The organism is Rahnella perminowiae (assembly GCF_019049755.1).
Taxonomy (GTDB): domain Bacteria; phylum Pseudomonadota; class Gammaproteobacteria; order Enterobacterales; family Enterobacteriaceae; genus Rahnella; species Rahnella perminowiae.
The window spans coordinates 1-13,493 of sequence record NZ_JAFMOS010000623.1; the positions used below are offsets into that span (position 1 = coordinate 1).

General features: G+C 50.3%; 12 protein-coding genes and 1 tRNA gene. 5 read left to right on the plus strand and 8 right to left on the minus strand.

Annotated features, from left to right (window positions below; translation table 11 throughout):
- Positions 1-109 precede the first annotated feature (109 nt).
- The 5 genes from J1785_RS21600 (at position 110) to J1785_RS21620 (ending at position 5,357) form a co-directional block, all read left to right on the plus strand.
- A complete protein-coding gene (locus J1785_RS21600; RefSeq protein WP_129954190.1) occupies positions 110-688 on the plus strand; it encodes a fimbrial protein in 579 nt (192 codons plus the stop codon).
- Positions 689-889: 201 nt separating this feature from the next.
- Entirely contained in the window at positions 890-3,292 is a 2,403-nt protein-coding gene (locus J1785_RS21605; protein ID WP_336369408.1) for a fimbria/pilus outer membrane usher protein, read from the plus strand.
- Positions 3,293-3,340: 48 nt separating this feature from the next.
- Positions 3,341-4,078 carry a fimbrial biogenesis chaperone gene (locus tag J1785_RS21610; RefSeq protein WP_217220651.1) on the plus strand — a complete coding sequence of 246 codons (738 nt, stop codon included), beginning with the start codon at positions 3,341-3,343 and terminating at the stop codon, positions 4,076-4,078.
- A gap of 9 nt (positions 4,079-4,087) precedes the next feature.
- The gene (locus J1785_RS21615) at positions 4,088-5,059 is read left to right on the plus strand and encodes a fimbrial protein (RefSeq protein ID WP_129954194.1); all 972 of its coding nucleotides are present in this window, start codon (positions 4,088-4,090) and stop codon (positions 5,057-5,059) included.
- Between the two features lie 25 nt (positions 5,060-5,084).
- On the plus strand, positions 5,085-5,357 hold the full coding sequence (locus tag J1785_RS21620) for a helix-turn-helix domain-containing protein (RefSeq protein WP_129954196.1): 273 nt from the start codon (positions 5,085-5,087) through the stop codon (positions 5,355-5,357).
- Positions 5,358-5,382: 25 nt separating this feature from the next.
- On the opposite strand, the gene J1785_RS21625 is transcribed toward J1785_RS21620, so the two are convergent.
- The 8 genes from J1785_RS21625 to J1785_RS21660 all read right to left on the minus strand — a co-directional run bounded on the left by J1785_RS21625 (position 5,383) and on the right by J1785_RS21660 (position 13,417).
- The gene (locus J1785_RS21625; RefSeq protein WP_129954198.1) at positions 5,383-5,940 is read right to left on the minus strand and encodes a FidL-like protein; all 558 of its coding nucleotides are present in this window, start codon (positions 5,938-5,940) and stop codon (positions 5,383-5,385) included.
- A complete protein-coding gene (locus J1785_RS21630; RefSeq protein WP_217220652.1) occupies positions 5,930-6,799 on the minus strand; it encodes a winged helix-turn-helix domain-containing protein in 870 nt (289 codons plus the stop codon). Before J1785_RS21630 ends, J1785_RS21625 begins: the two co-directional genes overlap by 11 nt.
- 253 nt (positions 6,800-7,052) lie before the next feature.
- On the minus strand, positions 7,053-8,078 hold the full coding sequence (locus J1785_RS21635) for a S66 family peptidase (protein WP_129954202.1): 1,026 nt from the start codon (positions 8,076-8,078) through the stop codon (positions 7,053-7,055).
- Between the two features lie 90 nt (positions 8,079-8,168).
- A complete protein-coding gene (locus J1785_RS21640; RefSeq protein ID WP_217220654.1) occupies positions 8,169-9,485 on the minus strand; it encodes an MFS transporter in 1,317 nt (438 codons plus the stop codon).
- Positions 9,478-10,638 carry a mandelate racemase/muconate lactonizing enzyme family protein gene (locus tag J1785_RS21645; protein WP_217138297.1) on the minus strand — a complete coding sequence of 387 codons (1,161 nt, stop codon included), beginning with the start codon at positions 10,636-10,638 and terminating at the stop codon, positions 9,478-9,480. Before J1785_RS21645 ends, J1785_RS21640 begins: the two co-directional genes overlap by 8 nt.
- A 224-nt stretch (positions 10,639-10,862) precedes the next feature.
- A tRNA-Phe gene (locus J1785_RS21650) sits at positions 10,863-10,938 on the minus strand.
- Between the two features lie 129 nt (positions 10,939-11,067).
- Positions 11,068-11,643 (minus strand): division control transcriptional repressor DicD, encoded by a 576-nt coding sequence (gene dicD, locus J1785_RS21655; protein ID WP_129954208.1) that lies wholly within the window; start codon positions 11,641-11,643, stop codon positions 11,068-11,070.
- Positions 11,644-11,686: 43 nt separating this feature from the next.
- Positions 11,687-13,417: a protein-disulfide reductase DsbD gene (locus J1785_RS21660; RefSeq protein WP_217220657.1), complete on the minus strand. Its 1,731-nt coding sequence runs from the start codon at positions 13,415-13,417 to the stop codon at positions 11,687-11,689.
- Positions 13,418-13,493 lie beyond the last annotated feature (76 nt).

Consider the following 13,493-nt stretch of genomic DNA (forward strand, 5'->3'; position numbering starts at 1 on the left):
TCAGTATATTGATCTGGCAAGAGAGGGGTGCTCTCTTCGGTACAGCGAAAAATATCGCTTAAAAGCTGCTTAACGCTTAATAGCTACCGTTAAATCTCAAGGACTCATTATGTTTAACGCCAAAAAAAAGACACTGATTATCGCTTTATCTGCCTTTATTTCTGTATCGGCTTTTGCGGATGATACTACACCTCCGACAGGAACCGATCAGGGTTCAGGCCGTATTCACTTTACCGGGACGGTGATTAATGCACCTTGCTCAATTGCAGCAGGTGATGAAGACATTAATGTAAACATGGGACAGGTTGCGAATAAGGTGCTCGAAAGCGGCAATAAATACTCTCAAAATGTGAATTACACTATTCATTTGCAGGATTGCAATCTGACCGCACAGACTGCGGGCGCAGTGGAATATCCGGCGATGTCCAAAGTTGCCGTTTCTTTTGCCGGTACGCCTGACAGCAGTGCCTCCGAATTACTGGCTAACACCGGCAGTGCAAAGGGTGCGGGCATCCGCCTGATTGACGCCAACGGTGACCTGCTCAAAGTGGGTGACACCTCGAAAGATATAAACCTGGTCACAGGGAATAATGAGTTGGTATTTGCCGCCCGTGTGGAAGCTAACTCTCAGCCTGTTTCAACAGGTACGATCGTTTCTCAGGCGACTTACGCGCTGAATTACAAATAAATATCGCTGCTATTTAGGGGAGTTCTCTCCCCTTTATTTTTTCGGTTGTGCCCGCACCGGGGAATGGTGTGGATGACTATTTTCGTAAGAAGTGATTTTATTATGTCGTTTGCGATGAATAGAACATCGGCTGAAATGAAGAGTGCCTTATGGTTTATTTTTCTTCTGTCGGGATGCTTTATTTCAGTCAGAAGCTTCGCAGTGGAATTTAACGTTAACTTCATTGATTCTGCCGATCGCAATAATGTCGATCTTTCACGATTTCAGGTTGCTGATTATATCGCGCCCGGCGAATACCTGCTGGATGTGGTGCTCAATGGTCGCACGCTCGGCGAACAAAGCGTGATTCACTATGTTCCCGCTGCGGATAAGAAAAACAGCCGTCTGTGTTTACCGCCTTCACTGGTAGATAAATTCGATCTCACCAAAGACGCGCGCGAAAAACTGACTTTGTGGCATCACGGCAAATGCACATCACTCGATCAGCAGCAGGAAGTCACTGCACGTTACGATCAGGAAAGACAAACGCTGAACATCAGCATTCCGCAGGCCTGGCTGACCTTTCATGATCAAAACTGGGTGCCGCCTTCGCAGTGGGATGATGGCGTCAACGGTGCATTACTCGATTACAATCTGCTCGGCAGCAAATACATGCCGCAGTCTGGCGACAGCACCACCAGTTTCAGCAGTTACGGCACCACCGGTTTTAACTTCGGGCCGTGGCGTGCCCGTGCCGATTATCAATATTCTTCGTCGCGTACAACAGGTACGCCGGCCAGTGATAAGTTCACCTGGACGCAGACTTATTTGTACCGCGCACTGCCTTCTATTGGCGCACGCCTGACCGGCGGGCAGACCTATTTCAGTTCAGATATTTTCGATTCATTCCGTTTTCTCGGGGTTTCGCTCAACAGCGATCAGCGTATGTTACCGCCGTCGCTGCGAGGGTATGCGCCGCAGGTTACGGGCATCGCCAAAACCAATGCCAAAGTGAGCATCAGTCAAAACGGGCGGGTGATCTATCAGACCAACGTGTCACCGGGTCCCTTTGTCGTTCAGGATCTGACCGAAGCGGTACAGGGCGCACTGGACGTCAAAATTGAAGAAGAAAATGGCAGCGTGACGACTTATCAGGTGACCACCGCGACCATTCCGTTTTTGACCCGCAAAGGTCAGGTACGTTTCAAAACCGCAATGGGCAAACCGACCACCGGCAGCAGCAATCACGTCTTACAGCCGGGTTTTTACAGCGGCGAAATGTCCTGGGGGGCGCTGAATGATTTCTCGTTGTATGGCGGTCTGATCACCACCACCGGGAATTATCAGGCGCAGGCCATCGGTGTTGGGCAAAACTTGCAAAAACTCGGCGCCGTGTCTTTTGATGTTACGCGTTCCTCGGCAACCGTGCCGGTGGCAGGGAAACAAACCGGACTGAGTTACCGCGCCAACTATTCCAAGCGGTTTGACTCGACCGGCAGTCAGATTACGTTTGCCGGATATCGCTTCTCGGAGAAAACGTTTATGTCGTTCAGCCAGTTCCTGGACAAGGTAAATGGTGACGGTTACTCCCGCGATGACAAACAAACATACACCGTGACGGCCAATCAGTACCTGTCCTGGCCTGCCATCACGCTCTATCTCTCGGCGACGCACAAAGTCTACTGGAATGAGAGTGCGAGTAATAATTACAGCGTATCGGTCAGCAAGATTTTCGATATCGGCCGCTTTACCGGCATCTCAGCCACCTTTTCCGCCAGCAAGCTGAATTACCGTGATACCGATGAGAACCAGATGTTTCTGTCGTTCAGTTTGCCGCTGTCGTCAGGGCAGCAAATCAGTTACGACGCCCAGCAGGATTCGCAAAGTGGTTTCTCGCAAACGGCGTCGTATTACAACAGCCAGGATCCGAACAATAGCTGGCGTGTGGGCGCGGGCGGGAGCAGCCCGGATCTGCAAAAAGGCAACGGCGTGTTCCGCGCCAACTACCAGCACATGTCGCCGTACGGCCAGTTTGGCGCGAACGGCAGCGTGAAAAATAACGATTACCGCTCGGTGAACGCCAACTGGTATGGCTCGTTTACCGCGACGGCTGCGGGTGCAGCATTGCATCAGAGCAGCGCAGGCAGCGAGCCACGCATGATGGTGTCGGCCGGCGTAAAAGGCATTCCGATCAGCGACGGTGCGTCAGTCACCAACGATTACGGTATTGCAGTCGTCAACGGCGTGTCCAGCTACCAGACCTCCGATATCCGTGTTGATGTGAACCATTTGCCGGACGACGTGGAAGTTTACAGCTCGGTGGTCAGCAAAACCCTGACGGAAGGTGCAATAGGCTTTCGCAAAATCCGCGCCATTAAGGGCGAACGGCTGATGGCAGTGATCCGCCTTAAAGATGGCAGTTACCCGCCGCTGGGCGCTGCCGTAACGGACAACAGTTCAGGTTTTGAGGCGGGGCTTGTCGGCGACGGCGGTCTGGCTTATCTGGCCGGGGTCTCAGGAGAGAAATCTTTGACCGTCCACTGGGGAGACGAACAGCAGTGTCAGATTCAGGTACTGCCGCAGCCCGTTACCCGCTCAGGGCAGGTATTGCTGCCATGCACTTAATCTTTGAACAACAATTTCACCCAAACAGCTCAGGGAAGGAATAACAGGATGAACAAGCATTTATTACGGTTTTGGGCAACATTACTGCTGATGACGGGGGCCGTTTATCCGGTTTTTGCTGCCGTTAATCTGGACCGGACGCGCATCATTTATAACGCCAGTGATAAATCCGTCAGCGTAATGCTGGAAAACCAAAGCAAAGATTTACCGTATCTGGCGCAGGTCTGGCTGGAGAATGCACAAGGCGAAAAAGTCACTTCGCCGCTGGTGGCGTTACCGCCAATGCAGCGTATTGATGCAGGTCAGAAAAGCCAGATCCGCATTCTGCGGTTACCTGAAACCGCCGGTCTGCCGAAAGATCGCGAATCCCTTTTTTACTTTAACGTGCGTGAAGTGCCGCCAAAAAGTGATATGGCAAACGTGATGCAGGTGGCGATCCAAAGTCGGGTGAAGCTGTTTTTCCGTCCGGCGGAAATAAGAAGTCTGGTGAAAGGCAACTGGCAGGAGCAACTGCAGGTTAGCCGTCTCAGTGACGGATTAAAACTGACCAATCCGACGCCGTTTTATATCACCGTTGGCTATCTGGGCAAAGATAACAAAGGCAATATTCCCGGTTTTGACAGTGTAATGCTGGCACCGCTTTCCACGGAAAATCTTATTGGTGGTCAGTATGTTAGCCAGCAATACAGTCTGGGTTACATGGATGATTACGGCGGATTGCAGGTAAATGAGTACCGCTGTCAGACCCAACAATGTCAGCGCATCAGCAAAGACGCGAAACATTAAGGAGTGGTGATGGCTGGTATTTGCAGATTTCAGGCAGGCCGGATGATATTGCTCCTGCTGCTGTTATTTTTTTCCCGTAGCGTGCTGGCGCTCGATTGTGTCGAGAAAGGTAGCGGAATAGTCGACAAACCGGCCATTCCTGTCGGGCAATTGGCGATTCCGGCCAACGTGCCACCAGGAACGAAAGTCTGGGAATCCAATGACATCAATGTCACGGCCTATTGCGACAATGTGCTGGGCTCGATCATTGACGTCGTACACTTCTACTTTAATCCTAAATCCCAGTCGATTGGCGAGGGGTTACTGCTTGGCGTCAGTTATAACGGGCAGGATCTGGAGCAGAACGAACAGCGACTGAGCACCAACAGCACACCGATCAAGAAAGGGCAGAATGTGACGGTGAATGTCACATTCCGTTTGTATATCAAAGTCAGCGGGAATGCGCCTTCCGGCGGGCATTATCAGGGAGCTGATCAGTTCACGGTATTCCAGCTCGATGGCAGCCGCGGTATCAACAAAACGCCGGGTGCAAAAAACCTCAAATACAACTTATCGGGTTTACAGGGGATCCGTTTTCTGGCCTGTGGCTCTGATCTGAAAGTTTATCCTGAGTCACAGATTGTCGATTTCGGTGCAATTCAAAGTACAACGTTGTCCCGATCGTCCGGCGTTTCACTGCCGTTTGCTATTAAAGCGGTAAAACAAGGGTGCCTGGATAACTTCTCACTGCAGGCGGAATTTTCTACCGCCAGCCCGTTGCTGGATAACACGGCAATTGACCTCGCCAATGGCGCGAAGCTGATGCTCTACAACGACCAGGATAAGGCCATCACGTTCAACCGCTACGATAACTTTGCGGAACTGAACAATGTGAATGAAGTGACTAAAAACTTTACAGCAAAACTGAGTGCGATCCCGGGAAAAACACTTTCTCTCGGGCAGTTTGATGCGTCGGTGATCGTCAAGATCAACTATTACTGACGCCAGCTTAAAAAGGGAGAACGATATGCTAAGAACGGCAAAATTGCGGGCGCAGGCACTCGAGGAACCGGTTTATTCGGCTCAGGCGCCGGAACTTATCGCAGAAACTCAAATTCACGCCTTGCTGCAAACACTGCGTGAAGATGCAGGGCTGAGTAAAACAGAGCTGGCCAGGCGGCTTGGCGTCACGCCACCCGCCATTACCCGCCTTGAAAAGCGGCCGGCGCAGGCCAGTTTTTGCACCTTGTCTCGTTATGCGCAGGCCTGCGGGTTTCAACTGTACCTTTACTATAAATAGATGACGTGCTGGCATCAGGTTGTATTTAAATACCTTTTTTGAAGACGCACAGCGTAACCGGAGACTGATTGCTTTCAATCAACAGGGTGTTATCGTCATATTTCTTCAGTGCCAGTGTATCAGTGTGGCCGGTCAGAAAAAAACTGTTCATCAGCAGAAGAGACGACATTTTCCAGTCCATATTGTCTACACTGTCGATATTTATCTGGGTACTGGTGAGCGAATATGTGCCGGAGGATTTGCCTTCGTGAATGTAGTCATAATAAATATTCCTCAGCAGTGTTTTTCGTTGTGTAATATTCCCTTGTTTGTCATATAAATAACCTGTCCCACTCAGTGAAACTAAAATTTTGTGTCCGTCAAGAAAACTGAAGTAGAGAGTCGTTACCATTTTGGCTCTCTGATTATCATATTGTGCTTCTACAATCATATTTCCACGACACGGGATGTTAACCGGAAATACCTTCCTGTCATTCTTCACCCAATAACCTTGTAAGATTAAAATCAATATTACGATTGCAGGAAGTAAAGGCAGGATAATAATCTTATTTTCCCGGATGTTGAATTTTTTATCACTGGTCATGCGTGGTCCTGTCATTTGTATAATAGCTTATGCAAATGTTAGCCTTGTGATTATCGTCTGTAATGCACTGCGCCATGAAATCCCGGACTGAACCCGTATTGACAGGCGAAGTAAAACGCTCGCTTTGAAAAATGAAAATGTTCCCCAGTTTACATTTAATATTATTTTTATGCAGAAAACTCTCTGCCAGCTGAATAAACTCGAGCTTGCGGGATACAATTACAGGCACAGTTGAATACAAATCACAGACACCTATTTTGGCAACTTTCAGCTCCGTTTTCGGATCACGCACTTCATAGTACAGAATGAGAAATGCACTCAGAGTCAGGGCTGTCGTCACCAGGAGGCTTATCATCAGATCATGGCGGAGCTTCTTTTTAGGCTTGTCGGATTCTTTTTTTACCGTTAGGGGCAGTGCTGCCGGCACGCTGGTTTCTCCCTCCGGCATCGCTTCTGTCAGCCCAACTTCCGGCGCTGTTTTGAACTCCCTGTTATGAACGGGTTCCGGAGAAAGGTCATGTGTGAAATAAGGTTCAATAATGATTTCTTTGCGAATAGTAAAGCCAACCTTAGGAACGGTAACGATGAATTCGTCAGGATAACCTAATGTCACCATCGCTTTGCGTAATTTACTGATACAATGGTTAAGATTGTTATTACTTGCTGTCAGTCCATAGTCTTCCCAAACTTTTTTGAAAAAAATCTCACGCTCTACAACAATACCCTGCTGTTCTATTAACAATAATAATATTCTGCGAGCAGGGTTAGAAACGGCAATCTGGTTTTCTGAATCACCCGGTAATGAAAGTGAGTTATCTTCAGGGTTGAAGACTATATGATTTTCAATCAGATAATTCATGTTATTTTACGCCTCCCTGTTGAGAATATCCTGCTCACACACATGTTCATGTAATGAGAACAATGTGTGCCCTGCGCATATGTTTCATTTATATCCCACGCGACAGGGCAGCCAGTATAAACCGTTCAATTCTAAAAACAGATTTCTGTCGTAAATGTTTACAGAGCAATGGTGTGTCATCTGAGGGTAGGAGGCACAGGGCGAAGGAATATAAATCACCTACAGATTTTTAGTAGTACGTGATTTTTTATAATTACCGCAGATACTGGCTAACAATGTCAATGTGTCGCTCAGCGAAGTCAACAGAGATACGGGCTCCCAGCGGAAGCGTTAACATCGGATGGGTATGACAGCAGTCGAAGCCATCAACCAGCGGAATATCTTGCCCGTTAAGCACTTCCAGCAGTACGTCAGCAGGTTGCCTTGCAGATCCTGCATCATCGAACAGTTCATGTTTACCGAGCAGAATGGCACTTACACGGTCGAAAATCCCGTTCAGTTTCAGCATAGAAAAAGAGCGTTCAACGGTAGCGATATCATGCAGGCTGTCTTCGATAAATAAAATATCGCCCTGACGGATTTCAGGCATATAAGGGCTGCCCCAGATGCCCGACATCGTATTCAGATTACCCCCGATGACACGCCCCTCAATACGGCCTTTGCCCAGGAAACGGCAGGTATTGGCGTATAACGTTTTTGCCCTGACCGGTATGACATCATTCCAGTTGAGCTTTTCGTCCGTCCAGTGCTGCGGTAAAGCATAACGGTAAGGCTCTGAGTGGTGCGTCATCAGAATGTCCGAAAAAGACGCGTAGGTTTCGTTAACCAGTGGCGGGAATTCGCCAAAAGAAGCCACCAGCGCCGGGCCGTAAAAGGTGATTAACCCGGTTTGCGCATAAATTCCGGCCAGCAAAGCAGTCGTGTCGGAATAACCAATGATGATTTTCGGGTCGGCACGCAGCGCATCGTAATCCAGATAAGGTAAAAGGGAGTTTGTGTTGTTACCGCCAATCGTCGACATCACACAACGCACCTGCGGATCACGGATCAACTGATTCAGTTCTTCAGCGCGAGCCTGAATGGAGCCGGAACGATAGTGATCATATTGGCCGGTCATTGTGCCCGCTTTCAGCACAAATCCTTTGTCTTCCAGGAATTTCTTCCCGCGCAAATAACGGTTGGGCGCGGTGGCTGTCACCGGTGATGAGGCAGAGAAAAAACCAATAGTGTCGCCGGCTTTTAATGCAGGGGGGAACAGCGTAAGTTCTGACGAAAGCATTTTACATCCTATAAATCTGCTCAATGTTCAACCCGCAATGTATCAATTCAATTGCAGGTTGAACAGGGCATACAGGATAAAACCGGTGGATTAATGACCGGTTGCGATTTCTTCCGGCGGTGCTTTTTTACCAAATAATTCCGTCACTTTGCTCTGGCGTACCAGAATAGCCATTGCAATCACTCCAACGATCGCCAGACCGCTTGAGAGGATGAAGGCTGTCTGATAACCCCCGCCGTACTGGATTAAAAATCCGGTGATACTCGGGGATAAAATCCCGGCCAGATTCGCCAGTAAATGCACAAAACCACCCGCCGTTCCGATACGGTGCGCCGGAACGATATCCTGCAACAATGACCAGCATGCCTGTGGCGTCATATAAGCAAAAATACTGGCGACTGTAATCAGCGCTACGGCGCCTGCGGTGTTGCGGGTATAAGCCGTCATCAGCACACAACCGGCAGCCACAATCAGACCTGCGAAAATCACCGCTTTACGTGAGAAGAGAAAATTCCCGCTACGTCGGAAAAGAATATCGGCGACGATCCCGCCCCCGATGAAACCCGCGGTTGCACCCAGCCAGGGCAAAATACCGATAATACTCATGCTTTTAATATCGAGATGCTGGAAATCAGTGAGATAGCTTGGTAGCCATGACAGGAAGAAATACTGGATATAGTTGAAACAGAAAAAGGCCACAGCCACACCCAGCACCGGTTTGGAAAATACGTAATACCACAGGCTGTGTGCATCTTTTTCTCTGATATCGTTGGTGATCGGTGTTGCGGGGCGATCACGGGTAATCAGACATTTTTCCTCCTCTGATACTTGCGGATGCTGTTCTGGTTTATCACGGAAAAAAGTCATCCACGCTGCAAGCCAGACAAAGCCCAGCGCGGCAATCACCACGAAGGCAATACGCCAGCCAAAATGCAGACCGACCAGCCCGACAATCGGCGCGGCGATGGCCGCCCCCAACGGTTGACCCGCGTTGGTAAAACCGACCGCGCGGCCCACTTCTTTGCGCGGAAACCAGTTAGAAATCGACTTGTTGGTGGTGGTCCCCATCGGGCCTTCGCCGATACCAAACATGACGCGCACGACCAGCAAATGCGCGAAACTGTTCACCAGCGCGGTTGCACCGCAAAATATTGACCAGAATGCGGCAGCGAAGGCGAAGACTTTGCGCGGACCAAATTTGTCTGCACTCCACCCGCCAATAAAGCAAAACAGGCAGTAGCCGATAAAGAAGGCGCTGAACAAAATCCCCATTTGAGCATCATTGATGTGCAGGTCACCCTTGATCAGGGGGGCCATTACCGATAGCGCTGCGCGGTCCAGATAATTGAGCATGCCGGCAAAGAACAGTAACAGGGCGATCACGACACGATAATTAGATTTACGCATGAGCGGCTCCGGCAGTCAGAGAAAGGGTTTTCGAGCTGATGAGATACTTCTTGATGACGGAAAGTGACGGCTCAAAGCCCAGCCCCGGTATGTCCGGCAACCGCATATAGGGTTCGAAATTCAGTTGTGAATAAAGCGCGTCTTGCCACTGAATGTAAGGCACTTCCAGGCTTACACTGTCATCGAGCATAGCGACCAGTTGGGCTGTGGCCATCAGGCCGGCACCATAATAAAAACAGTGCGGCACAACCCGGATTTGGTATTGCTTAGCCAGAGTAAATACTTTCAACATGGCAGTGATACCGCCGACTTTACTGACACTGGGCTGTGCGATATCGATTGCGCCGCGTTCGAAATGTTCGGCGAAGCCTTGCACGCCTGCTGCATTCTCGCCAGCAGCAATACGCGTTCCTTGTTTTCGAACTTCCGCCAGGCCGGCTAAATCATCCGGTGGCCAGACCGGCTCTTCCAGCCAGCCCAGATTAAGAGACAGCAAAGCCTGTGCCTTTTTCACTGCCTCCTCCACGGTCCAGGGGCAGTTCACATCGATCATCAGTTCAGCATCGGCAGGTAATATTTCTCTGGCAGCGGCAATGGCCGGATAAGCCGTTTCATGCAGCTTAATGGCGCGGAATCCCGCCCGATAAGTACTCAGCACTTTTGCCGCTACCCGTTCAGGATGGTTACCATAACTGACCAGGCTGGCATAAATGCCGATTTTTTGACGTTTTGCGCCCAGCATTTGCCAAAGCGGCTGTTCCCGCCATTTCGCCAGTAAATCCCACAGCGCAATATCAACAGCGGAAAGGGCAAATATCACGGGACCGGTTCGCCCGAAAGCATGAAAGTTAACCTCGGCCTGCTGCATCAGTACGGCAATTTCCTGCGGGCTTTGCGGGCAGGTTTGGCCGAGGAAAAAACGCCCAACCAGATCGTTCAGCGCAGTTTCGGTCATGGGATTACAAAGATGTCCGAAACCTTCTCCCCAACCGTGCAGACCTGTGTCAGTCGTGATTTTTACCAGCAACGTTTCCATCCTGCTGAGCTCGGGAGACGCTGCGTTATAAGCCTCGGTCTGAGTCCCTTGTATTTTTTCCCTGCCGCTGCTGAACGGGATAGCAACGCGCAATACCTCAATCCTGATTATTTTCATGAGATGTTCCTGTTTTTGTAGGGCTGTGAGGATACTTATCAGCCTAAGTAAACAGTCTAAAACGCGGGAATATGGCCGTTAACGGACGTCGGCCTAACTTTTAAGCAGGATTAAACGGGAATTTTGGGCAAATGAATAAAGAAGTGAGAAGCAAGTCACGAAAGTGAGACTTTGACGTTTAGCGGAAAGCAAAAAACCCGCCATAGGCGGGTTCTTCTAAATAATGGTGCCCGGACTCGGAATCGAACCAAGGACACAGGGATTTTCAATCCCTTGCTCTACCGACTGAGCTATCCGGGCAACGGGGCGCATTAAACCGTATCGGGCATGTGCCGTCAACGGCTTTGTCGTCTAAAACACATAAAAGACGTTTGTTTGCTGACTTTTCATGCAAAAAGGATGAAATCGTCGGGTAGCGAAAGGGGTAAGTCAGGAAAGTGCACCATGTTCACGGCAGCGGGCGATATTTAGAACATCCTCTGCCAGACGGCGTGCGACTTCCACATCGTTTAGCTGGCGCTTCACCAGCAGTTTACTCAGACACCCTTCGAGGATCAGTTCCATCTGCTGAGCGACCATTTGTGCATCATCCGAGCCCATTTCCTGTAAAAGCGACAAGGTGTAGTCGTAGGAGGCTCGTTTTTGCTGCTGAGCCAACTGATGAATAGGTGCATCGCTGTCAGGGAAAAACGTACAGGCTGCGATAAACAGACATCCCGGATAGCGCTGCTGCCGTACCTGCTCATCCAGTACCTTATAACGAGCCAGCAATTTCTGTGGCGCGGAAAGCGATTCATCCAGCATCAGCTGACGACGCCAGATATCAATCTGCTCACCGTGATAACGCAGGCTGTCATAAAGCAGGGCTTCGGCATCCGGCCAGAAACGGCGTAATTCGATGAGCGGAACATCAACCAGCTCGGCGACAGTTTCCAGTGACAATGTTGCAAGGCCACGTTGTTCCAGGAAATTAAGGGTTTTATCGAGAACTTGTTCACGTAGCACGTTTGCCTCCTCACAATTCGCGTACTTCAAAATGTAGTGTCGTTTACGGGCGGGCTTTCTGCAAATGCGTGCTGAATTCCTTCGCATTCATAAAACCCGTAACCCGCGACTGTGGCAACTCATGACCATCCGGCCCGAAGAATATAATTGTCGGCAGGCCAAGAACATTCAGACGAGTTAGTAACGCTTTCTGCTCAGGAGAATTTTGGGTGACATCCGCCTGGAGTAATAAAGTGTCCGACAGTTCATTCTGCACTTCTGGTGCCGGGAAGGTATACTTTTCGAACTCTTTACAGGCTACGCACCAGTCGGCGTATAAATCCAACATGACACGTTTTCCCTCCGCGCCCTGAAGGGCGGTATCCAGTTGCGCCACGTTATGAATTTTCTGGAAACTGAGTGCATGTGTCTGTGTCATTGTATTTTCCGCAGGTGCAAATGCCCAGTCCTGCAACGGCCGGCTGATGATCAGTACTGCAGCAAGAAACACAATTTGCAGGATGCGTACCACCCCACGGTGACTTTTCAGGCTGAGCAGCAATGCCCAGCCGAAGAAGGCCATGCCGAGCAGGCTCCACAAACGCAACCCCCAGACATCGCCAGTCACACGTTCGAGCAGGAATACCGGCAGCGCCAGAATGACAAAGCCAAACCCTTCCTTAACATATTGCATCCACGGCCCGCTTCGGGGCAGCAATTTATTGCCGAACATCGTGGCGATGATAAGCGGAATGCCCATACCCAGCGCATAGAGATAGAGCGTGCCTGCACCAGACAGCAGATTGCCGCTCTGGGCGATATACAGCAGGATAGCGCTGAGTGGCGCGGTGGTGCAGGGAGAACAAATCAGTCCGGCCAGTGCGCCCATAATAAAGACGCCGGGCAGTGAACCGCCTTTTTGTTCATTGCTCCACAGCGCGAGACGGGTCTGCACCGAAGAAGGCAATTGCAGGCTGAAGACGCCAAACATCGACAAGGCCAGCGCAATGAATATCATCGAAAGTACAATCAGCACCCACGGGCTCTGTAACGCGGCCTGGAACTGTAAACCGGCTGCGGCGACGACCATGCCGAGCAGCGTGTAAGTCAGCGCCATGCCCTGCACGTAAACCAGCGACAGCAGGAAAATGCGTTTCATGCTGTGAGGGCGCTTACGCCCGAGAATGATGCCGGAAATCAGCGGATACATCGGCAGAACACAGGGCGTAAAGGCAATCCCAATGCCGATCAGCAATGCCCACAGCGGAGAAAACGGCAATGGTGTGGATAGCTTTTCAGGTGTCGCGATAACCGGTGCGCTATCCGGTGCAGGCATGATGACACGCGTCGGTTCGGCGACGGCATTCAGCGGCACTTCACGGGTTTCCGGCGGGTAGCAGAATCCTGCGGCGGCGCACCCCTGGTAAGTAACACGAACAGTCGCATCAGCGCTGGCCTGTCGCAACGGAACCGTCAGGTTCAGGGCATTTTCATAAACTTCGCTGTCACCGAAAAATTCATCATGATGATCATGTCCTTTTGGCATCAGGAATGCTGCCAGCCGGGCATTTTTGGGCTCCAGCTCAATTTTGCTGCGATACAAATAGTATCCGTCACGGATTTGCCAGTTCAGTTTGAGATCGTGCCCTTGCTGCTGAAAATCAAAGCTGAATGCCTGATCGACGGGTACAAACTGCGCCGCGGCGGGTTTGCCAAATAAAGAGGCATTCGCCTGAAACGGCAAAAGACACAGGCTGCAAAGCAGGAAGAAAATTCGAAGAATGCGGTGATCCATGCGGAGTACAGTTCTCTTTGTCGCGGCAGATGAACAGCCACTGAGTGAATCGACAGAAGATGCGCACGGCGTCATG

Coding starts and splice junctions, on each gene's coding strand:
- J1785_RS21620 (WP_129954196.1), top strand. CDS start 5,085: ATGCTAAGAACGGCAAAATTGCGGGCGCAGGCACTCGAGGAACCGGTT.
- J1785_RS21625 (WP_129954198.1), bottom strand. CDS start 5,940: ATGACCAGTGATAAAAAATTCAACATCCGGGAAAATAAGATTATTATC.
- J1785_RS21660 (WP_217220657.1), bottom strand. CDS start 13,417: ATGGATCACCGCATTCTTCGAATTTTCTTCCTGCTTTGCAGCCTGTGT.
- J1785_RS21635 (WP_129954202.1), bottom strand. CDS start 8,078: ATGCTTTCGTCAGAACTTACGCTGTTCCCCCCTGCATTAAAAGCCGGC.
- J1785_RS21640 (WP_217220654.1), bottom strand. CDS start 9,485: ATGCGTAAATCTAATTATCGTGTCGTGATCGCCCTGTTACTGTTCTTT.
- J1785_RS21610 (WP_217220651.1), top strand. CDS start 3,341: ATGAACAAGCATTTATTACGGTTTTGGGCAACATTACTGCTGATGACG.
- J1785_RS21630 (WP_217220652.1), bottom strand. CDS start 6,799: ATGAATTATCTGATTGAAAATCATATAGTCTTCAACCCTGAAGATAAC.
- J1785_RS21600 (WP_129954190.1), top strand. CDS start 110: ATGTTTAACGCCAAAAAAAAGACACTGATTATCGCTTTATCTGCCTTT.
- J1785_RS21615 (WP_129954194.1), top strand. CDS start 4,088: ATGGCTGGTATTTGCAGATTTCAGGCAGGCCGGATGATATTGCTCCTG.
- J1785_RS21645 (WP_217138297.1), bottom strand. CDS start 10,638: ATGAAAATAATCAGGATTGAGGTATTGCGCGTTGCTATCCCGTTCAGC.